Consider the following 19,075-nt stretch of genomic DNA (forward strand, 5'->3'; position numbering starts at 1 on the left):
GCTTGCTCGCGAAGGGGGCCTCAAAGGCGCCATGAATTTCTGATCCAATCCACGGGCAAGCGACCGCCCAGCCCGCACCTGTTCCCAAATCCCCCAAGGGCTGGAACAATGCGGACCAATTTGTAAAATTCGGGGAGTTGCGGGTGCAGATTCAGGGTCATTACGAGCTTAAGTTCGAAGCGGTACGCGAAGCTTTCGCGGCGCTGTTCGACGATCCTCAGGAACGTGGCGCGGCGTTGTGCATCCGGGTCGGTGGCGAAACCGTCCTCGACCTCTGGGCCGGCACTTCCGACAAGGATGGCCTTGAAGCCTGGCACAGCGACACCATCGCCAACTTGTTCTCCTGCACCAAGAGCTTCACTGCCGTCACGGCCCTGCAATTGGTGGCCGAAGGCAAGCTGCAACTGGACGCTCCGGTGGCTCGCTACTGGCCCGAATTCGCCGCCGCCGGCAAAGAATCCGTGACTTTGCGTCAGTTGCTCTGCCATCAGGCCGGTCTGCCGGCGCTGCGCGAGTTGCTGGCGCCCGAAGCGCTTTACGACTGGTACACCATGGTCGATGCCTTGGCCGCCGAAACGCCGTGGTGGACGCCGGGCGATGGTCACGGTTACGCGGCGATCACCTACGGCTGGCTGGTGGGCGAGTTGCTGCGTAGTGTCGACGGTCGTGGGCCGGGCGCATCGATTGTGGCGCGGGTTGCGAAGCCCTTGGGACTGGATTTCCACGTTGGCCTGGCGGACGAAGAGTTCCACCGCGTGGCGCACATCGCCCGTGGCAAGGGCAACGTTGGCGATGCCGCGGCCCAGCGTTTGCTGCAAGTGACCATGCGCGAGCCAACCGCCATGACGACCCGGGCTTTCACCAACCCACCGTCGATCATGACCAGCACCAACAAGCCCGAATGGCGCCGGATGCAACAACCGGCCGCCAATGGCCACGGCAACGCCCGAAGCCTCGCTGGTTTCTACGCCGGCCTGCTCGACGGCAGTCTGCTGGAAAGCGAAATGCTCGAGGAGCTGACCCGCGAACACTGCCTTGGCGAAGACAAGACTTTATTGACCCGGACCCGTTTTGGCCTGGGTTGCATGCTCGATCAACCGGATGTTCCCAATGCCACCTATGGCCTCGGCCCTCGGGCATTCGGCCATCCGGGCGCTGGCGGCTCCATCGGTTTTGCTGACCCGGAACACGATGTGGCCTTTGGATTTGTGACAAATACCCTGGGGCCGTACGTCTTGATGGATCCGCGCGCGCAGAAGCTTGCGCGGGTACTGGCCACTTGTCTGTAAAACGCACTCTCGGGCTCCAGGGCCGGAACCCGAAGGCCTTTATGTTTTCCAAGCGTCTGTTTATCCGGGTCACGCCGGCCTGATTTTTTATGACTTCATTTTTGTGGATATCCAATGTCATTCAATAAAACCACCCTTGCCTTGGCCCTGTGCGTCGCTGTCACCGGTTGTGCACAGACTCCACAAAGTGATTCGGATGGCAGCAGCTGGTGGCCGTTTGGCTCCTCCGACAAAGTCGCGGCGAAAGATTCCGCCCCAGCCCCAGCCCCAGCACCGACTCCTGCTCCTGCTGCGCTGAAACCTGCCGTCTCCGCTCCAGTGGCCAAGGCTGAAAGCTCCAGCCCGTGGTACTGGCCGTTCGGTTCGGATGAAGCGCTCGACAAAAAACCAGAAGTAAAACCTGAAGCCAAGCCCGTGGAAGTGGCCAAGGCTGAAGCCGATGCCGGTGGCAAATGGTGGTGGCCGTTCGGTGGTAAAGACCAACCAACCGCCAAAGTCGTGCCGATGCCGGATCCTAAAGTCACTCAGGCCTGGCTCGACGATTACGAGCCACGCCTGCGCGAGGCTATCAAGGACAGCAACCTGCAACTCGAACGCCGTGAAAACGTGCTGGTGGTGATCGCTCCTGTAGAAGGTTCGTTCAACCCGGACCGTCCGGCCATGTTGCTGCCGGTAACGCTCGGCCCGTTCACTCGCGTCGCGAAAATTCTTGAAGTCGATCCGAAGACCGCCGTACTGGTGCTGGGTCACAGCGATACCTCGGGCGCCGCGCCGGCCAACGTGAAACTGAGCCAGGAGCGTGCACAATCCGTGGCCGCAATCTTCCGCCTCAGCGGTTTGCAACGTGATCGTCTGATGCTTCGCGGCATGGGCGGTGAAGCTCCGCGTGCTGCCAACGACAGCAATGAAGGTCGTGCCTTGAACCGTCGTGTGGAATTGCTGGTGACTCCGCAAAACACCATGGTTGCGCTGCTGAGCAAGTACAACATGCCGGCCCCGGCGCCCGTGAAGATGGTCGCTGCCACGGACGTCAAGCCAGTGGTCAAGCCTGTCACTCCTGCACCTGCGGCGAAGAAAGCGGCTGTGCCTGCGGCGAAAAAAGCCCCGGCCAAGAAAGCCGCCAAGGCTCCAGCGAAGAAAACACCGGCTAAAACCGCCACCCCGGCGAAGAAGACAGCGCCAGCCAAAGCCGCCGCAGCTGACAAGAAAGTCGTTGCCGCCGATGCGGTCAAAAAGTAATTCGTTAACCAAAAGGAATGCGCCATGACCCAGGGCCTGGCTGATATGCGTCGCGACTACACCCGTGATGGCCTGACCGAGGCGCAAGCCCCGGCCGAGCCGTTCGGGCTGTTCCATCAGTGGTTTGCCGACGCGGTGAAAACCGAGCAACCACCGGTGGAGGCCAATGCGATGACCCTGGCCACGGTCGATCAGGACGGTCGGCCGCATTGCCGCATTCTGCTGCTCAAGGGCCTGGACGAAGAGGGCTTCACCTTCTTCACCAACTACGACAGCGCCAAAGGCCAGCATCTGGCGGCGAACCCGTTCGCTGCCATGACGTTTTTCTGGCCGACCCTGGAGCGCCAGGTGCGCATCGAAGGGCGGGTGGTGAAGGTCACGGCTGAAGAGTCCGACGCCTATTTCCAGGTCCGCCCGCTGGGCAGTCGTCTCGGTGCCTGGGCTTCGCCCCAGAGCCGGGTGATCGCCGATCGCGCTGAACTGGAAGCGCTGCTCAAGAACACCGAGCAACGTTTCAGCGACACTCAGCCGCACTGCCCGGACCACTGGGGCGGTTACCGCTTGCTACCCGAGCGCATCGAGTTCTGGCAAGGCCGTCCGAGCCGCCTGCACGATCGCCTCAACTACCGTCAGCAAGGCGCCGACTGGATTCTTGAACGTCTGGCACCCTAAGCAGTCTACCGATCGGGATAGCCCGTCGCAGCAGCTTCAAGCCACTGTGGCAGGTCCCGGCGCTTGATCTTCTGCGCCTGAGCGTTGGCCAGCTGTTCGAGCATGAACGCTTTTTTCTGCTCGTCTTTACCCGCCAGTGACAACGCCAGATCGCGGTCCATCCAGCGTTTGATCCGCACGTACAGCCACCAATGGAAGTACAAACCGGCGACAGTGGTGACGACAATGATGAAGTAATCCATGAAAATCCTTGGGTCTGTGGCGCAGATTTTTCAATTTGCCGCTACTGTGTGGTGAGTCCGAGGCGCCTGTACCGGGCCTGAATGAAACCATTTTTATCCGGGCAATGCCGTGACAGGCGTCAAGCTGCGGAGTTTAATGAATACCTGTCCTTTGGAGTTGATGCTATGCGTAAGTCTGTTCTGCTGGTTGCTTCCCTTTCCACGATGGCGATGTTGCTCACCGGCTGCCAATCGAGCCTGACCGGTGACTCCTACTCCCGTGACGAAGCGCGTCGTGTGCAGACCGTTCGCATGGGCACCATCGAATCTCTGCGTCCGGTGAAAATCGAAGGCACCAAGACCCCGATCGGCGGCGCAGCGGGCGCAGTCGTCGGCGGTGTCGGCGGTAGCGCCATCGGCGGCGGTAAAGGCAGTATCGTCGCAGCGGTCATCGGCGCCGTCGCTGGCGGCCTGCTCGGTTCGGCCACCGAAGAAGGCCTGACCCGCACACAGGGCGTCGAAATCACCGTTCGCGAAGACGACGGCAGCATGCGCGCCTATGTGCAACAGGTTCAGGAGAATGAGGTGTTCCGTGTGGGCGAGCGGGTGCGGATTGCTACTGTAGATGGTACGAGCCGCGTTTCGCACTAAGCGGGAACGAGCGGTAAAAGAAAACCCCGATCAGGTGACTGGTCGGGTTTTTTTTGTGCCTGCTTCCTTTACCCATTGCCACCAGCGTAGTTGTTTGATTACCAACTTTCGCGGTAGTCAAAAGAGATTTGGTAGTCAGAATCGGTGATTTCAATCGTGTGGCGAAAGTAAGGTTGGATAATGGCGACCCATTGGCCACCAACATTAAAACCTCCGTTGTTGATGTTGTTCTCTACAGGGATTCCGAGAGCATTGAGTACTGATTCATCATCGCCCAGATCATCAGAGAACTCCTCGCCCTGAAAATTTTCCGTTTGCTTGTCAAACCATTCCAGCCTTAGTTTTAATCCCATCGTCGTCTCACAAGTACTTTTTAGGAATGTTTCGTTTAGATTGAGCATCGTCACGTCGCTCACCCGATACATGATCAAATGCTCCCAAGTGGCTGCCATCACTTGCGCGATACTCTTCCAACTCTCCATGCCTGGAGTCCCACTCATAGATCTTTTTACCTTTTGCATCTGTCCACCGCGGCCTTAAGCCCCCACCTCCTTGTACAGGGTTCATTCTCTTGGCTGGTTTTAGGCCAGGAAATGCAATGATTTCTTCGGTCTTTGGTACTGGATGGTAGCTGTGACTTGCAGCTGGCAAACCTTTACGAGAAGTACTGAGGACAATATAAACCGGCTTTACCCCCGAATCCGCTGGAAACACAAGAATGAAATCCTTGTACTCAGGCGGGTAAACCGGATTCACGATAATGCTGTCAGCCGCTTTCGTCGGCGGATAAACCCAAATATGCGGCGCTTGCGGTGCAGCTTCCAACGCTGGAATACCGAGGATGTCCGACCCATCCACAGCTGGTGTCCAGATCAGCTCAACCCCATCCCCCAGATCCGCCACCTGCTGGCTCTCACGCAGCGTGAACTGCACAACATCAACCATTTCCCAGTCGCGATTCTTGCCGGTGTAGAAGCCGTATCCCTTGAGACTGCCGTCAGCCTGTTGCTCAACCCGGAGGCGAACCCGGGTTCTGGCCTGCTTCAAGGCGCGCAATTGATCTTCGGTATAGAGCGCACTGTCGCCCAGGCTTGGCGTCCAGAACAGCGCGACCACTGTGGCCAATGCGGCGGCACCACCCGCGCCGATTGCTGCGACCGGAGCAGCGAGCGCCGGGGCACTCAGTGCAAGTCGGCCAATGCCAAGCGAAACGGTACTGCCGCTAATGGTTTCGAGATTCAGCAGCCCGGCATCGTCTGCTTCACGAGCGCCGAGCCAGGCGACTTCGCCGTAATCCTTGAGGCTGTCGGTGGGCACCATGCCCGAGGGATTCGAGTAATCGATGATGGCGTCCGGCAGCTTGCAGGACTTGGCGAAGACGCATCCGGCACGAACGGATTCGTCCTTTTTGGGGGCGATTTCACGACCGCGCTCGAAGGCGTCTTGCCTGGCGAGCATCGCATCGTAAGCGTTTTGTCGGGCGTCCCTCTTGGCCAGTTCGGTGGCCGTCATGAAGCGATGCGTGACGTGATGACCGTCACCGGACGGTGGGTTTTTAACCCTGGGGATTTCCTTGTTGCCAGCCACTGATCTTCCTTGCGTTCGTACGTCGACAACCCAAAAAAGTGGGCTGTGCGACGTTAACGAACGAGGTCAAACGTGGCTGTAGGACGAATCCTGAATGTCGCTAAGAGTGTTCTCTTTTACTCAGGATGGCAGCGCGGTGCGCTTGCGACTCGCTGCCGCCGTCACCGCATAACCGATCAAGGCCGCCAGAATCGAACCGGTCAAAATGCCCATCCGGTCCATCCCTGCGTATTCACTGACACCCGGTTCAAACGCCAGGGAGCCGACAAACAAGCTCATGGTGAAGCCGATCCCGCAGAGGACCGCCACACCCAATACCTGGCCCCAGTTGGCGCCTTGGGGCAGGGCGGCGATGCCGATTTTCACGGCCAGCCAGGTCAGGCCAAACACACCGAGGGTTTTGCCCAGCAGCAGGCCAACGGCGATGCCCATCGGCACATGGTGGGTGAAGCTTTCCATGGTCACGCCGCTCAGGGACAGGCCAGCGTTGGCGAAGGCGAACAGCGGCAGGATGCCGTAGGCCACCCAGGGATGCAGGGCGTGTTCGAGGGTCAGCAGCGGCGACGGTTCGGCGTTTTTCGTGCGCAATGGAATGCAGAACGCCAGGGTCACGCCGGCCAGTGTCGCGTGGACACCGCTCTTGAGCACGCAGACCCAGAGGATCAAACCGATGATCATGTACGGCCCGAGTTTGACCACGCCGAGCCGGTTCATCGCGATCAACGCGACGATGCAGGTTGCGGCCAATGCCAGGGAAAGGGTCGAGAGCGTGCCGGAATAGAAGATCGCAATGACGATGATGGCGCCGAGGTCGTCGATGATCGCGAGGGTCATCAGGAATAGTTTCAGCGACACCGGCACGCGCTTGCCCAGCAGGGCGAGGACGCCGAGGGCGAAGGCGATGTCGGTGGCCATCGGGATGGCCCAGCCACTCAGGGCGGCCGGGTCGTCACGATTGAGAAACCAGTAGAACAGCGCCGGAACCACCATGCCACCAATCGCTGCCGCGCCGGGCAGAACGATCTGCGAAGGTTTCGACAGTTGACCGTCGAGGACTTCGCGCTTCACTTCCAGGCCGATCAGCAGGAAGAACAGGGCCATCAGGCCGTCGTTGATCCACAGCAGCGCCGGTTTGGCGATTTGCAGCGCACCGACCTGCGCCACCACCGGCGTGTCCAGAAAACTGCTGTAAAGCCACGACAACGGGGAGTTGTTAATGATCAAAGCCAGGGCTGCCGCAGCGATCAATAACAGACCGCTGGCAGCTTCCAACTGAAAGAAACGCGTGAAAGTGCTACGCAGAGGCAAGGTCGCTCTCCATCGAATAATCAAAAAGGTGGCACACCCTAACCCGTACCGTTAGTTGTTAAAACAAAAGTTATATTCTTTTTTGTTATATGCCGTTACAACGCGAAGGGCCGGCACGGACCTGAGCCTAGCAGTTGCCAGACGTATTGGGCCTCAGCTGTATCTGTGCTTAACGTGGGATTTTTCCTAAGCTTATTGGCTGAGCCATGCGACAAGGCTGAACTCTTGTCCGATTCAACGGGAAAACCATCATGAGCGACAACCGACAGTGGGCCCGCGAAGCCATCCGGATCATCGAAGCCGACTTCCAGCGCAGCGCCGACACCCACCTAATCCCCTTGCCGCTCCCGGGTTTTCCGGGCATCGAACTGTATTTCAAGGATGAGTCCAGCCATCCCACCGGCAGCCTCAAGCATCGATTGGCCCGCTCGTTGTTCCTCTATGCCTTGTGTAACGGCTGGCTCAAACCCGGCGCGCCGGTGATTGAAGCGTCCAGCGGTTCGACGGCGATTTCCGAAGCGTACTTCGCCAGGTTGCTGGGGTTGCCGTTCATTGCGGTGATGCCGGCGACCACGTCCAAAGAGAAGATCGCGCAGATCGCCTTTTACGGCGGCAAGAGTCACCTGGTGGACGATCCGACGCAGATCTACGCCGAGTCCGAGCGCTTGGCCCGCGAGCACGACGGTCACTTCATCGACCAGTTCACCTACGCCGAACGTGCCACTGATTGGCGGGCGAACAACAACATCGCCGAGTCGATCTTCCAGCAAATGCGGTTCGAACGGCACCCGGAACCGAGCTGGCTGATTTCCAGCCCCGGCACCGGCGGCACCACCGCGACCCTCGGTCGATACGTGCGTTATCGCCAGCATTGCACCCGCGTGCTGTGCGCCGATGCCGAGCGTTCGGTGTTCTTCGATTACTACAAGACCGGTGATGCCAGCTTGCGACTGGATCACGGTTCGCGGATTGAAGGCATTGGGCGGCCACGGGTCGAGGCGTCGTTCCTGCCCAAGGTGATCGATGCGATGGTCAAGGTGCCGGACGCGTTGTCGCTGGCGGCCATGCATTACCTGGCGCAGCATTTGGGACGTCGTGTCGGCGGATCGAGCGGGACCAACCTGATCGGCGCCTTGATGGCGGCGGGGCAGATGGCAGCGGCGGGCGAGTCGGGGTCGATCGTGGCGATTCTTTGTGATGGTGGCGAGCGTTATGAGACCAGCTATTACGATCAGGACTGGCTCAAGGCCCAGGGGTATGAGTTGAGTGGGTTGATGGATGTAGTGGCGGCGAGTGTGGAGCGTGGTGAGCCGTTGCCGGATACCGTTCTACGCGCAAACATCTGATACACCGAAATCCAATGTGGGAGCGAGCTTGCTCGCGATAGCGGTAGATCAGTCAACACCTCTGTTGAATGTAAATCCTCTATCGCGAGCAAGCTCGCTCCCACAGGGTTTTGTGGTGTGTCAGGTCGTGCTGATCAGGCTTCCAGGCCGAGGATGTCGCGTGCCACGGCTTCGGCAATCCGAATCCCGTCCACACCCGCCGACAGAATCCCGCCCGCATAACCCGCGCCTTCACCCGCCGGGAACAACCCCTTCACGTTCAGGCTCTGCATCGATTCGTTACGGGTAATCCGCAGCGGCGACGAGGTGCGCGTCTCGATCCCGGTCAACACGGCATCATGCAGCGAGTAGCCGCGAATCTGCTTCTCGAATGCTGGCAGTGCTTCACGAATCGCTTCGATGGCAAACGCGGGCAGAGCCAGCGCCAGATCACCCAAGGCAACGCCTGGCTTATAGGACGGTTCAACGCTGCCCAGCTCGGTGGACGGTTTGCCCGCAATGAAATCGCCCACCAGTTGCGCCGGCGCTTCGTAGTTGCTGCCACCCAGCACGTAAGCGTGGGACTCCAGGCGTTCCTGCAACTCGATGCCCGCGAGCGGGCCGCCCGGGTAATCGACTTCCGGGGTGATCCCGACGACGATCCCGGAGTTGGCGTTGCGCTCGTTACGCGAGTACTGGCTCATGCCGTTGGTGACCACGCGGCCCGGCTCGGACGTTGCTGCCACCACAGTGCCGCCCGGGCACATGCAGAAGCTGTAGACCGAACGGCCGTTCTTGGCGTGGTGCACCAGCTTATAGTCGGCCGCCCCGAGTTTCGGGTGGCCGGCGTATTTGCCCAGGCGCGCGCGGTCGATCAGCGACTGCGGGTGTTCGATGCGGAAGCCCACCGAGAACGGCTTGGCTTCCATGAACACGCCACGGCCGTGGAGCATGCGGAAGGTGTCCCGGGCGCTGTGGCCCAAGGCAAGAATCACGTGTTTGGAATGAATCTGTTCGCCGCCATTGAGCTCGACGCCGACCAGTTGGCCGTCCTCGATCAATACGTCGGTGACCCGCTGCTGGAAGCGTACTTCGCCACCCAGCGCGCGAATCTGTTCACGCATGTTTTCCACAACGCCGGTCAGACGGAACGTACCGATGTGCGGTTTGCTGACGTAGAGGATTTCTTCCGGCGCGCCGGCCTTGACGAACTCGTGCAAGACTTTGCGACCGATGAATTTCGGGTCCTTGATCTGGCTGTAGAGCTTGCCGTCGGAGAATGTCCCCGCGCCGCCCTCGCCAAATTGCACGTTGGATTCGGGGTTGAGCACGCTTTTACGCCACAGGCCCCAGGTGTCTTTGGTGCGCTGGCGCACTTCGGTGCCGCGTTCGAGGATGATCGGCTTGAAGCCCATTTGCGCGAGCAGCAGCCCGGCGAAAATCCCGCACGGACCGAAGCCTACGACGACAGGACGTTGCTCCAGATCGGCCGGCGCCTGGCCGACCACTTTGTAGCTGACATCCGGCGCCACGTTGACGTTACGGTCATCGGCGAACTTGTGCAGCAACGCGGCCTCATCTTTGGCGGTGAGGTCGATGGTGTAGATGAAGCACAGTTCAGAGGACTTTTTGCGCGCATCGTAGCTGCGCTTGAACAAGGTGAAATCGAGCAGGTCATCGCTGGCGATGCCCAGGCGCTGCACGATGGCAGGGCGCAGGTCTTCTTCGGGATGGTCGATCGGCAACTTGAGTTCGGTGATTCGTAACATGACAGGATCCGGTTCGCGGGGCGCACAACTGCGCCAAAGCGTTTGAAGGCGGCGATTATAAGCCCCAAACGCCGTTCCTGTGAGGCAAAAGCGATCAGTCGTTACGCGCGCCGCCGAAATACCCGCAACCGCGTTGCACCTGACCATCGATGCGCAGCTCGGCGCTCATGTGCTGGACGCTGCCGGTGGTGCTGTCGACGCAACGTTGCGGCGCGACCCACAGTTCGATGTGCTGGTTATTGGCTTCAGTGCTGAGATTGAAGCGACCATCGCCGAGTTGTTCTTCAACGTACGGCACGGCCAGGGGTGGCTGACCGACGCGGTCGATGACCATGCCTTTGCCGCTGACCTTGACGTTCCACTCTGGCGAGTGACCGGCGGCGCGCAGGATCAGCAGTTTGAAATTGGGATCATCGCAGGCGGTGCCGGAGCGTTCGACGCGGTACAGCTGCTCAAGATCAAGGCGGCTGTCGACGATTCGCCCACGCACATCGGCGAACAGCTTGCCCTGGGCATCGGCGAGGGTCGCCGCTTCTTGCAGGACGCTGGTGCCGCCGGTGTCGTTGACCACATAGCTGCGTTGCTCATTGCACGGCTGGAACAGTAACTTGCCGTCCGCCGCCGTCAACTGGCCCTGCAGGCGGGTCTGGCCCACGTGGGAGGCGCTTTCACGCGGGCCATCCAGCAAACTGCAGGCGGCGAACAAGGGAAGCAGGGCAACAAGGACTAAGGAACGGGCAACACGCATCTTTGGCTCTCCAGACAAGTGCCGCCACGTTACGCAGCCTGACCGTTCATCACAAGGGTTTAGCCCACGTGAAAGGTCTGACCTGTTTGCAAGCCTTCGACACTTTTGGCGTAGGCCAACGCCACATCCGCTGCGGGAACCGGCTTGTAACCCCGGAAGTACGGCGCGTAGCTGCTCATGGCTTCGAGCAGGACGGTCGGGCTGATCGAGTTCACCCGCAGGCCGCGAGGCAGTTCGATGGCCGCCGCACGAACGAAGCTGTCCAGCGCGCCGTTGACCAATGCCGCCGAGGCGCCGCTGCGAATTGGATCGTGGCTGAGCACGCCCGTGGTGAAGGTGAATGAGGCACCGTCATTGGCGAATTCGCGGCCGATCAACAGCAGGTTGACCTGGCCCATCAACTTGTCTTTCAGGCCCAGCGCAAAGCTCTCTTCGCTCATTTCATCCAGCGGCGCGAAGGTGACATTGCCGGCAGCGCAGACCAGGGCATCGAACTTGCCGGTTTGCTCGAACAGCTTGCGGATCGAAGCGCTGTCGCTGATATCAACGTTGAAGTCGCCGCTGTTACGGCCGATGCGGATGATGTCGTGGCGCTGGGACAGCTCCTTGTCGACCGCTGAACCGATGGTGCCGCCTGCGCCTATCAAAAGAATTTTCATCGTGCTGTTCCTCGAAGTGGTTGAACGAGGTTGCAGTCTAGAGTGGTTTTTTCTGTTGATAAGCGCGCTAATAGGCAACCTTTGGTTTTCAAATGGAAACAATCCATGAGCGAGATGGATGATCTGGCGGCGTTTGCGGTGTTGATCGAAGCGGGCAGTTTCACCTTGGCGGCGCAGCAATTGGGCTGCAGTAAAGGACAGTTGTCCAAGCGCATCAGCTTGCTGGAAACACGGTTCTCCGTGGTTTTACTGCAACGCACTACCCGCCGTTTGAGTTTGACGGCGGCAGGTGCGGCGCTGTTGCCGCAAGCTCAGGCGCTGGTGGTACAAGTCGAGAAGGCGCGTCAGGCGTTGGCGCGGTTAAAGGACGACATGGCCGGGCCGGTGCGTATGACGGTGCCGGTGTCGCTGGGGGAAACGTTCTTCGATGGCTTGTTGCTGGAGTTCTCCGGCAAGTACCCCGAAGTGCAGATTGAGCTGGACCTGAGCAACAGCTACCGTGATTTGTCCCGCGACGGTTTTGATCTGGCGGTTCGCTCTGATGTCAGTAATGACGAACGCCTGGTTGCCCGACCGCTGCTGGCCTGGCACGAAATGACCTGCGCCAGCCCGGCGTATCTCGAGCAGTACGGCGAACCGCAGACGCCCCATGCGCTGGCTGAACATCGTTGCCTGCTCAACAGCCATTACAGTGGTCGCGAAGAATGGCTCTATCACCAGCAGCACGAATTACTGCGGGTGCGGGTGTCAGGGCCGTTCGCCAGCAATCATTACAACCTTCTGAAAAAAGCGGCACTGGCCGGCGCCGGCATTGCGCGGTTGCCTTCTTACCTGCTGCAAGCGGAATTGGCTGACGGGCGATTGCGCTGGCTCCTGCGCGATTATCAGACGCGGAGCATGCCGATGTACCTGGTGCATCCGTATCAGGGTGGGTTGCCGAAACGCACGCAGGTGTTGGCGGACTACCTGATCGACTGGTTCAAACGCAGCGGCGAGTCGTTGGCGCGTCTTCAGCAATAGCAGCCCAACCCCCGCTCCCACAGGGGGGACGTGTTAGTGGGAGAAATGTCGGGCGATCAGGTGATCGATCGACAATTTCCCCGGTCCGGTCGCCATCAGATACAGCAGCACTGCCGCCCAAGTGCCGTGGGTTGGATAAGCATCGGGGTACACGAACAGCTGAATGGTCAGTGTCATGCCCAGCAGGGCCAGCGCCGAGAACCGCGTGGCGAAGCCGATCAGGATCAGCATCGGGAAGAAATGCTCGGCGAAGGCGGCCAGGTGCGCCGCCAGTTCCGGGGACAGCAACGGCACGTGGTACTCGCTCTGGAACAGCGGGATGGTCGAGTCCGCCAGGTGTGGCACGCCAAGCTGGAAGGAGCCGTCGAACAGGTCGATGGCCAGGCCTTCGACCTTGGTTTGCCCGGACTTCCAGAACACTGCGGCGATGGAAAAGCGCGCGATAAAGGCAATCAGGCTGTGGGGAATCATCTCCAGTAACGCGATGGCGCGGGCGATGGGGTTCTGTGATTCAGTCCGGGTGTTCATGGCGATACCTTGTTTTTGTGGAGGTCGGTGATGGCGTTACGGCTGATCAGCAGCGCCAGGGTTTGACTAAGATCGAAGGCGGGCGCGGCTTCCAGCGCCTGCAACAGCGACTGGCCGTTTTGCAGTCTCTGAATGAATGCGCTGGCACCCTGATCGATGGCAAACACTTCAACGTCCAGATCGTTACGCAGCACCAGCGCGTGTTGTCCCTGGTTCAGATCAATCCCCGCCAACGTCGCTTCCTGTTGATGCGCAGCCCAGATCGCGACCACGGCGTAAGCTGAATTCAACAGGTTGAGGGAGGGATGCAGTTCGACGGTGAGCTCGCTCAGGGCTTGCGGATCGGCGAGCGCTGTGGCGATCTGTTCGTGACCCAATGGCTGAGCATCGGCCGCGTGATAGGCCATGACTCGCAGGCGTTCCAGTCGGGCGACATCCGCCAGATAAGGCACGCTGGCGGCGGGTGCAAAGCCTTCGATGAAGGCTGCGAAATCATCGCCGTAGCCATTCATCAAAGGGCTGCGGGGCGGGGTGGTTTGCACATAGATCCCACCCATGGCCCGGAAAAACTCTTCGCCGACCAATTGCAAAACCACGGGGTAACTGTCCGTCAGCGCGTTGATCAGCGAGCTCTGCACATTGTTGCGATACACCGCAAAACGGCTGGCCGGATCAGCGCCATTTGCACTGAATAATCCGTTGGGGCAGGGCTGCTCCGGATCGAGCAGGGCGGCCGCGAAATCGGCGTGATTGCTCATGACCGGACCTCGGCGCACAGCAATAACTCATCGGCCTGACGCGCTTCGGCGTGCAGCACACTGAAGGCCGGAAGTTGATTGTCGCGTTCGATCAGCGTCGCCATCGGGCCGACGCGTTCCAGCACTTGCACGTACAGCGCCCACACGGCGTTATCGATTGGCGCGCCGTGATCGTCGATCAGCAGACGGTCACCAAGGTTGTCGGTGTCTTCGACAAATCCGGCCAGATGAATCTCACCGACGGCGTGAAGGGGCAGGGCGTCGATGTAGGCCAAAGGATCGCGTTGATGATTGATGCTCGACACATAGACGTTGTTCACGTCCAGCAACAACCCGCAACCGGTGCGGCGAATGACTTCGCTGATGAAGTCGGCTTCGTCGATCGTCGAGTGCTTGAACGCCAGGTACGTCGCCGGGTTCTCCAGCAGCATTGGGCGTTTGAGCGTGGCCTGCACCTGATCGATGTGTTCGCAGACACGGTTCAGCGTGGCGTTGTCGTAGGCCAGCGGCAGCAGGTCATTGAGGAACACCGGGCCATGGCTGGACCAGGCCAGGTGTTCGGAAAAGGAGTGGGGTTGATAACGCTCGATCAACTCGGCAAGGCGTTGCAGGTGTTGAAGGTCCAGCGGACCGTCGGCACCAATGGACAGGCCAACGCCATGCAGCGACAGCGGATACTGCTCGCGGATCAACCCCAGATAGTGATGAAAAGGGCCGCCGGCCACCATGTAGTTTTCGGCGTGGACTTCGAAGAAACCGATGTCCGGTTGCGAACCGAGCACTTCACGAAAGTGCCCGGTCTTGAGCCCCAGCCCGGCGCGGGGCGGGAGCCCGAACGGTGAATGGTTCATGGTCGACACTCAGGCTGGGAGGCGGATCAGGCTTTGGCTTTGAAGGCTTCCATCTGACCGAAACCGGTCGGCGAGGTCTTGCTTTCGGTGGTGGCGCAGGTGCCTTTAGGAACCAGTTTCCAGGCGTTGGACTGGAAGTCGGTTTTCGCGGTGCCCGCGCACGTGGTGCCAGCGCCTGCGGCGCAATCGTTATGACCTTTCATGGCTACGCCGAAACATTTTTCCATGTTGCTGTTGTCGGCGGCCTGGACGGTGGAGACAGCGGCCATGCTCAGCGCAGAACCAAGGGCCAGAACCAGGGCGGTGGCGGACAGGGTGCGGGTAGTAGCAGTCATGATGTTTCTCCGTTGTTTGAGTTTTGGTAAGCCGCGTTTGTGCTGGCTTACCCCTCTAGAGAAAGGTCATCGCGATGCGTTACAGCCCGATGTAGACTTTTTTAAAAAACCTCAAATCACCTTGGCCTTCTGTGGGAGCGGCGGTGCGACGATTCGACTTGCTCGCGAAGGCTGCGTGCCAGTCGACATAACGGGTGAATGACACTCCGCCTTCGCGAGCAAGCCCGCTCCCACAAGGGGTTTTCATCGTTTGTGGGTTTGTGTCTGGCACAAAAAAACGGCCCGAAGGCCGTTTTTTGTTTACCGCAAAGACTCAACCACCCAGATACGCTTCGCGCACTTTCGGATCGGTCAGCAGTGCTTCGCCAGTGCCTGTCATCACTACCCGGCCGTTCTCCAGAACGTAGGCGCGGTCGGCAATTTTCAGCGCCTGGTTGGCGTTCTGCTCTACCAGGAACACGGTCACGCCATCCTTGCGCAGCTGTTCGATGATGTCGAAGATCTGCTGGATGATGATCGGTGCCAGGCCCAACGATGGCTCGTCGAGCAGCAGCAGTTTGGGTTTGCTCATCAGCGCACGGCCGATGGCGAGCATTTGCTGCTCACCGCCGGACATGGTGCCGCCGCGTTGGGCGAAGCGTTCTTTCAGGCGTGGGAAAAGTTCGAGAACCTTGTCCATCTGTTCCTGATAATCGCCCTTGTTGGTAAAGAATCCGCCCATGGACAGGTTCTCTTCCACGGTCAGGCGGGCAAACACCCGACGACCTTCCGGCACGACCGCGATGCTTTTACGCATGATCTGCGACGAGTCCTGGCCGACGAGCTCTTCACCCATGTAGCGGATGCTGCCGCTGTGGGCTTGCGGCGAACCGCAGAGGGTCATCAGCAGGGTCGACTTGCCGGCACCGTTGGCGCCGATCAGGGTCACGATCTCGCCCTGGCGGACTTCGACGTTGACGCTGTGCAGCGCCTGGATCTTGCCGTAGAAGGTGGAAACGTTTTCGAATTGCAGCATTTACGCTTCCCCCAGGTAGGCTTTGATCACTTCAGGATTGTCGCGGATCTGTTCCGGCGTGCCGTCGGCCAGAGGCGTGCCCTGGTTGATCACGACGATGTGGTCGGAAATGCTCATGACCAGTTTCATGTCGTGTTCGATCAGCAGCACGGTGACGTTGTGCTCTTCACGCAGCATGCTGATCAGCGCCTTCAGGTCCTCGGTTTCCTTCGGGTTCAGGCCGGCGGCCGGTTCGTCGAGCATGAGGATCCGCGGGCGGGTCATCATGCAGCGGGCGATTTCCAGACGACGTTGCTGACCATAGGCCAGGGTGCCGGCCGGACGGTTGGCGAACTGCGTGAGGTTGACCTTGTCCAGCCAGAACTCGGCGAATTCCATGGCCTCGCGTTCGCTTTTGCGGAACCCCGGGGTCTTGAACAGGCCGGACAGGAAGTTGGTGTTCAGGTGACGGTGCTGCGCGATCAAGAGGTTCTCGACCGCGGTCATGTCCTTGAACAACCGTACGTTCTGGAAGGTGCGCACCACGCCTTTGAGGGCGATCTTGTGGCCCGGCAGGCCTTCGATCGGCTCGCCGTCCAGCAGGATGCTGCCGCCACTCGGCTTGTAGAAACCGGTCAGGCAGTTGAACACCGTGGTTTTGCCGGCGCCGTTAGGACCGATCAACGCAACTACCTGTTTTTCCTTCACGGTCAGGGCCACGCCGTTGACCGCCAGCAAACCGCCGAAGCGCATGCTCAGATTTTCGACTTTAAGGATCTCGCGGCTCATTTGCGCAGCTCCATGTGAGGACGTTGCATGGGCAGCAGGCCTTGAGGACGCCAGATCATCATCAGCACCATCAAGGCGCCGAACATCAACATGCGGTACTCACTGAACTCACGCATCATTTCCGGCAGCAGGATCATCACCACGGCCGCGAGGATCACGCCCAGCTGCGAGCCCATGCCACCCAATACGACGATGGCGAGAATGATCGCCGACTCGATGAAGGTGAACGACTCCGGTGTCACCAGGCCCTGACGGGCAGCGAAGAAGCTGCCGGCAAAACCGGCGAATGCCGCGCCGAGGGTGAAGGCCGAAAGCTTGATCACCGTAGGATTGAGGCCCAGTGCACGGCAGGCGATTTCGTCTTCACGCAATGCTTCCCAGGCACGACCCAATGGCATGCGCAGCAAGCGGTTGATCACGAACAGCGCACCGAGGGCCAGCAACAGCGCAACCAGGTAAAGGAAAATCACCTTGTTGATCGAGTTGTATTCCAGGCCGAAGTACTCGTGGAACGTCTGCATGCCCTCGGCCGCTTTACGTTCGAAGGTCAGGCCGAAGAACGTTGGCTTCTCGATGTTGCTGATGCCGTTCGGGCCACCGGTGAGGCCGGTCAGGTTACGCAGGAACAGACGGATGATTTCACCGAAGCCCAGGGTCACGATCGCCAGGTAGTCACCGCGCAGACGCAGTACCGGGAAGCCGAGCAGGAAGCCGAACGTGGCCGCCATCAGGCCGGCGATTGGCAGGCAGATCCAGAAGCTCAGGCCGTAGTAGTGCGACAGCAGCGCATAACTGTAGGCACCGACGGCATAGAAACCGACGTAACCCAGGTCGAGCAGACCGGCCAGGCCGACCACGATGTTCAAGCCGAGGCCGAGCATCACGTAGATCAACACCAGGGTGGCGATATCCACCGCACCGCGAGAGCCGAAGAACGGCCACACCAGCGCGCCGGCGATCAACGCGATGATGATCCAGCGCTGGGTGGTCGGCAGGGTCAGGAAGTTACTGGCCTTGGCCGGAATCAGCGGCATGTTTGGCGACGAGCGCCAGGCCGAGCTGATCTGTGGATCGAACAGCACGCGCAGGAACATCAGCACCGAACAGACGGCGATGGTGATCAGCGTTGCAGTGCTTGTGCCATGGACTTCGAGGTTGATGCCGACGATGGTCAGCTTCAGACCCAGTACCGGGTAGGCAACGGCCCACACCAGCAAGGCGCTGAACAACGCCTGTTTAAGATTCCTAGTCATACTTTCTCAACCTCCGGACGACCCAGCAGGCCGGTTGGCCGGAACAGCAACACCAGAACCAGCAGGCCGAACGCGACAACGTCCTTGTACTGGTCGCCGAAGATATCGGCACCGAAGGCTTCTGCGACACCCAGCACCAGCCCGCCGAGCATGGCGCCGGGGATGCTGCCGATACCGCCCAGTACTGCGGCGGTGAAGGCCTTGAGGCCGACGAGGAAACCGGCGTTCGGGTTGATCACGCCGTATTGCATGCTCAACAGCACGGCCGCGATGGCCGCCAGTGCAGCACCGATGACGAAGGTCAGGGCGATGATGTTGTTGGTGTTGATACCCAGCAGGTTGGCCATCTTGATGTCTTCGGCACAGGCGCGGCAGGCGCGACCCAGGCGAGAGCGGGAGATGAACAGCGTCAGGCCGAGCATGGCGACCAGGGTCACCACGAACACCACGATTTGCATGTAGGAAATCAGCACTTCATGTGCGCCACCTGGTCCGAAGGCAATGTTGCCTGGAATCAGGTTGGGGATGGATTTGTCCTTGGAGTCTTGCGCCAGCAGAACCGTGTTCTGCAGGAAGATCGACATGCCGATGGCGGAAATCAGCGGGATCAGACGGTTGCTGCCGCGCAGGGGGCGGTAGGCGATCCGTTCGATGCTGTAACCGTAGGCACTGGTTACGACGATGGTCGCGAGGAAAGCGGCGGTCATCAACAGCGGAACACTGTCGAGTCCCATCATGGCCAGCCCGGCGATGGCGATGAACGCCACGTAGGAGCCGATCATGTACACCTCGCCGTGGGCGAAGTTGATCATTCCAATGATGCCGTAAACCATCGTATAGCCGATGGCGATCAGGGCATACGTACTGCCAATGGTCAGACCATTAACCAGCTGTTGGAAGAAGTGATAGATGTCAGGCATTACAGCGCTCCTAAAAACCTGATACGCATTTCACTGGTGGAGTCATTTTCCCGCTCGAGCCCCGTGGATCTGCATCCACTTCGAACGCGAGGTTTGCCAGCGAACCGCTGATGACGGTTTTGAGATTTTCAGGTGGGGAGACTGGCGGATCACGCCAGC

The 19,075-nt window shown here is 59.8% G+C and carries 21 protein-coding genes; 6 read left to right on the forward strand and 15 right to left on the reverse strand.

Annotated features, from left to right (window positions below; genetic code table 11):
- The first annotated feature begins 143 nt into the window (after window positions 1-143).
- From ACA072_RS06135 to pdxH, 3 genes are all read left to right on the forward strand, one after another.
- On the forward strand, window positions 144-1,289 hold the full coding sequence (locus ACA072_RS06135; protein ID WP_497623617.1) for a serine hydrolase domain-containing protein: 1,146 nt from the start codon (window positions 144-146) through the stop codon (window positions 1,287-1,289).
- A gap of 114 nt (window positions 1,290-1,403) precedes the next feature.
- The gene (locus ACA072_RS06140; RefSeq protein WP_497623618.1) at window positions 1,404-2,528 is read left to right on the forward strand and encodes an OmpA family protein; all 1,125 of its coding nucleotides are present in this window, start codon (window positions 1,404-1,406) and stop codon (window positions 2,526-2,528) included.
- Between the two features lie 24 nt (window positions 2,529-2,552).
- The gene (pdxH, locus tag ACA072_RS06145; protein WP_497623619.1) at window positions 2,553-3,200 is read left to right on the forward strand and encodes a pyridoxamine 5'-phosphate oxidase; all 648 of its coding nucleotides are present in this window, start codon (window positions 2,553-2,555) and stop codon (window positions 3,198-3,200) included.
- Between the two features lie 5 nt (window positions 3,201-3,205).
- On the opposite strand, the gene ACA072_RS06150 is transcribed toward pdxH, so the two are convergent.
- Window positions 3,206-3,442, reverse strand: coding sequence for a hypothetical protein (locus ACA072_RS06150; protein ID WP_497623620.1), 237 nt, complete (start codon window positions 3,440-3,442; stop codon window positions 3,206-3,208).
- Window positions 3,443-3,607: 165 nt separating this feature from the next.
- On the opposite strand from ACA072_RS06150, the gene ACA072_RS06155 reads away from it, so the two are divergent.
- Window positions 3,608-4,072 (forward strand): outer membrane lipoprotein, encoded by a 465-nt coding sequence (locus ACA072_RS06155; protein ID WP_497623621.1) that lies wholly within the window; start codon window positions 3,608-3,610, stop codon window positions 4,070-4,072.
- A gap of 98 nt (window positions 4,073-4,170) precedes the next feature.
- On the opposite strand, the gene ACA072_RS06160 is transcribed toward ACA072_RS06155, so the two are convergent.
- The 3 genes from ACA072_RS06160 to nhaA all read right to left on the reverse strand — a co-directional run bounded on the left by ACA072_RS06160 (window position 4,171) and on the right by nhaA (window position 6,967).
- On the reverse strand, window positions 4,171-4,473 hold the full coding sequence (locus tag ACA072_RS06160; protein WP_497624949.1) for a colicin E3-like toxin immunity protein: 303 nt from the start codon (window positions 4,471-4,473) through the stop codon (window positions 4,171-4,173).
- Window positions 4,433-5,659: an S-type pyocin domain-containing protein gene (locus ACA072_RS06165; RefSeq protein WP_497623622.1), complete on the reverse strand. Its 1,227-nt coding sequence runs from the start codon at window positions 5,657-5,659 to the stop codon at window positions 4,433-4,435. The genes ACA072_RS06160 and ACA072_RS06165 overlap by 41 nt, the downstream gene beginning before the upstream one ends.
- 120 nt (window positions 5,660-5,779) lie before the next feature.
- Window positions 5,780-6,967, reverse strand: coding sequence for a Na+/H+ antiporter NhaA (nhaA, locus tag ACA072_RS06170; RefSeq protein WP_497623623.1), 1,188 nt, complete (start codon window positions 6,965-6,967; stop codon window positions 5,780-5,782).
- A gap of 248 nt (window positions 6,968-7,215) precedes the next feature.
- Between nhaA and ACA072_RS06175 the strand changes: the two genes are divergently transcribed.
- Window positions 7,216-8,313 (forward strand): PLP-dependent cysteine synthase family protein, encoded by a 1,098-nt coding sequence (locus tag ACA072_RS06175; protein WP_497624950.1) that lies wholly within the window; start codon window positions 7,216-7,218, stop codon window positions 8,311-8,313.
- Between the two features lie 134 nt (window positions 8,314-8,447).
- On the opposite strand, the gene ACA072_RS06180 is transcribed toward ACA072_RS06175, so the two are convergent.
- From ACA072_RS06180 to ACA072_RS06190, 3 genes are all read right to left on the reverse strand, one after another.
- Window positions 8,448-10,061, reverse strand: coding sequence for an NAD(P)/FAD-dependent oxidoreductase (locus ACA072_RS06180; RefSeq protein ID WP_497623624.1), 1,614 nt, complete (start codon window positions 10,059-10,061; stop codon window positions 8,448-8,450).
- A gap of 94 nt (window positions 10,062-10,155) precedes the next feature.
- A complete protein-coding gene (locus ACA072_RS06185) occupies window positions 10,156-10,809 on the reverse strand; it encodes a COG3650 family protein (protein WP_497623625.1) in 654 nt (217 codons plus the stop codon).
- Between the two features lie 59 nt (window positions 10,810-10,868).
- Window positions 10,869-11,468, reverse strand: a complete 600-nt coding sequence (locus ACA072_RS06190; protein ID WP_497623626.1) for a short chain dehydrogenase — start codon at window positions 11,466-11,468, stop codon at window positions 10,869-10,871.
- 105 nt (window positions 11,469-11,573) lie between these two features.
- Here ACA072_RS06190 and ACA072_RS06195 point away from each other — a divergent pair, with 105 nt between their 5' ends.
- A complete protein-coding gene (locus tag ACA072_RS06195; RefSeq protein WP_497623627.1) occupies window positions 11,574-12,488 on the forward strand; it encodes a LysR family transcriptional regulator in 915 nt (304 codons plus the stop codon).
- 33 nt (window positions 12,489-12,521) lie between these two features.
- Here ACA072_RS06195 and ACA072_RS06200 read toward each other — a convergent pair whose 3' ends face one another.
- The 8 genes from ACA072_RS06200 to livH form a co-directional block, all read right to left on the reverse strand.
- A complete protein-coding gene (locus tag ACA072_RS06200) occupies window positions 12,522-13,016 on the reverse strand; it encodes a DoxX family protein (protein ID WP_497623628.1) in 495 nt (164 codons plus the stop codon).
- Window positions 13,013-13,774, reverse strand: a complete 762-nt coding sequence (locus tag ACA072_RS06205) for an HvfC/BufC N-terminal domain-containing protein (RefSeq protein ID WP_497623629.1) — start codon at window positions 13,772-13,774, stop codon at window positions 13,013-13,015. The genes ACA072_RS06200 and ACA072_RS06205 overlap by 4 nt, the downstream gene beginning before the upstream one ends.
- The gene (gene bufB, locus ACA072_RS06210) at window positions 13,771-14,625 is read right to left on the reverse strand and encodes an MNIO family bufferin maturase (RefSeq protein ID WP_497623630.1); all 855 of its coding nucleotides are present in this window, start codon (window positions 14,623-14,625) and stop codon (window positions 13,771-13,773) included. Before bufB ends, ACA072_RS06205 begins: the two co-directional genes overlap by 4 nt.
- Before the next feature lie 26 nt (window positions 14,626-14,651).
- Window positions 14,652-14,960 carry a BufA1 family periplasmic bufferin-type metallophore gene (locus ACA072_RS06215; RefSeq protein ID WP_497623631.1) on the reverse strand — a complete coding sequence of 103 codons (309 nt, stop codon included), beginning with the start codon at window positions 14,958-14,960 and terminating at the stop codon, window positions 14,652-14,654.
- 313 nt (window positions 14,961-15,273) lie between these two features.
- Entirely contained in the window at window positions 15,274-15,975 is a 702-nt protein-coding gene (locus tag ACA072_RS06220; RefSeq protein ID WP_109628304.1) for an ABC transporter ATP-binding protein, read from the reverse strand.
- Window positions 15,976-16,743: a high-affinity branched-chain amino acid ABC transporter ATP-binding protein LivG gene (livG, locus tag ACA072_RS06225; protein ID WP_109628305.1), complete on the reverse strand. Its 768-nt coding sequence runs from the start codon at window positions 16,741-16,743 to the stop codon at window positions 15,976-15,978.
- Window positions 16,740-17,996, reverse strand: a complete 1,257-nt coding sequence (locus ACA072_RS06230; RefSeq protein WP_497623632.1) for a high-affinity branched-chain amino acid ABC transporter permease LivM — start codon at window positions 17,994-17,996, stop codon at window positions 16,740-16,742. The genes livG and ACA072_RS06230 overlap by 4 nt, the downstream gene beginning before the upstream one ends.
- Window positions 17,993-18,916, reverse strand: a complete 924-nt coding sequence (gene livH / locus ACA072_RS06235; RefSeq protein WP_497623633.1) for a high-affinity branched-chain amino acid ABC transporter permease LivH — start codon at window positions 18,914-18,916, stop codon at window positions 17,993-17,995. The genes ACA072_RS06230 and livH overlap by 4 nt, the downstream gene beginning before the upstream one ends.
- Between the last annotated feature and the right edge of the window lie 159 nt (window positions 18,917-19,075).

The organism is Pseudomonas sp. LBUM1656, assembly GCF_059716065.1.

Bases quoted from the DNA above. Each gene is read 5' to 3' on its own strand.
- livG (WP_109628305.1), bottom strand. From the start codon at position 16,743: ATGAGCCGCGAGATCCTTAAAGTCGAAAATCTGAGCATGCGCTTCGGC.
- ACA072_RS06150 (WP_497623620.1), bottom strand. From the start codon at position 3,442: ATGGATTACTTCATCATTGTCGTCACCACTGTCGCCGGTTTGTACTTC.
- ACA072_RS06155 (WP_497623621.1), top strand. From the start codon at position 3,608: ATGCGTAAGTCTGTTCTGCTGGTTGCTTCCCTTTCCACGATGGCGATG.
- ACA072_RS06230 (WP_497623632.1), bottom strand. From the start codon at position 17,996: ATGACTAGGAATCTTAAACAGGCGTTGTTCAGCGCCTTGCTGGTGTGG.
- ACA072_RS06195 (WP_497623627.1), top strand. From the start codon at position 11,574: ATGAGCGAGATGGATGATCTGGCGGCGTTTGCGGTGTTGATCGAAGCG.
- ACA072_RS06190 (WP_497623626.1), bottom strand. From the start codon at position 11,468: ATGAAAATTCTTTTGATAGGCGCAGGCGGCACCATCGGTTCAGCGGTC.
- ACA072_RS06160 (WP_497624949.1), bottom strand. From the start codon at position 4,473: ATGCTCAATCTAAACGAAACATTCCTAAAAAGTACTTGTGAGACGACG.
- pdxH (WP_497623619.1), top strand. From the start codon at position 2,553: ATGACCCAGGGCCTGGCTGATATGCGTCGCGACTACACCCGTGATGGC.
- ACA072_RS06200 (WP_497623628.1), bottom strand. From the start codon at position 13,016: ATGAACACCCGGACTGAATCACAGAACCCCATCGCCCGCGCCATCGCG.
- ACA072_RS06185 (WP_497623625.1), bottom strand. From the start codon at position 10,809: ATGCGTGTTGCCCGTTCCTTAGTCCTTGTTGCCCTGCTTCCCTTGTTC.
- ACA072_RS06205 (WP_497623629.1), bottom strand. From the start codon at position 13,774: ATGAGCAATCACGCCGATTTCGCGGCCGCCCTGCTCGATCCGGAGCAG.
- ACA072_RS06215 (WP_497623631.1), bottom strand. From the start codon at position 14,960: ATGACTGCTACTACCCGCACCCTGTCCGCCACCGCCCTGGTTCTGGCC.
- ACA072_RS06140 (WP_497623618.1), top strand. From the start codon at position 1,404: ATGTCATTCAATAAAACCACCCTTGCCTTGGCCCTGTGCGTCGCTGTC.
- livH (WP_497623633.1), bottom strand. From the start codon at position 18,916: ATGCCTGACATCTATCACTTCTTCCAACAGCTGGTTAATGGTCTGACC.
- ACA072_RS06220 (WP_109628304.1), bottom strand. From the start codon at position 15,975: ATGCTGCAATTCGAAAACGTTTCCACCTTCTACGGCAAGATCCAGGCG.
- bufB (WP_497623630.1), bottom strand. From the start codon at position 14,625: ATGAACCATTCACCGTTCGGGCTCCCGCCCCGCGCCGGGCTGGGGCTC.
- ACA072_RS06180 (WP_497623624.1), bottom strand. From the start codon at position 10,061: ATGTTACGAATCACCGAACTCAAGTTGCCGATCGACCATCCCGAAGAA.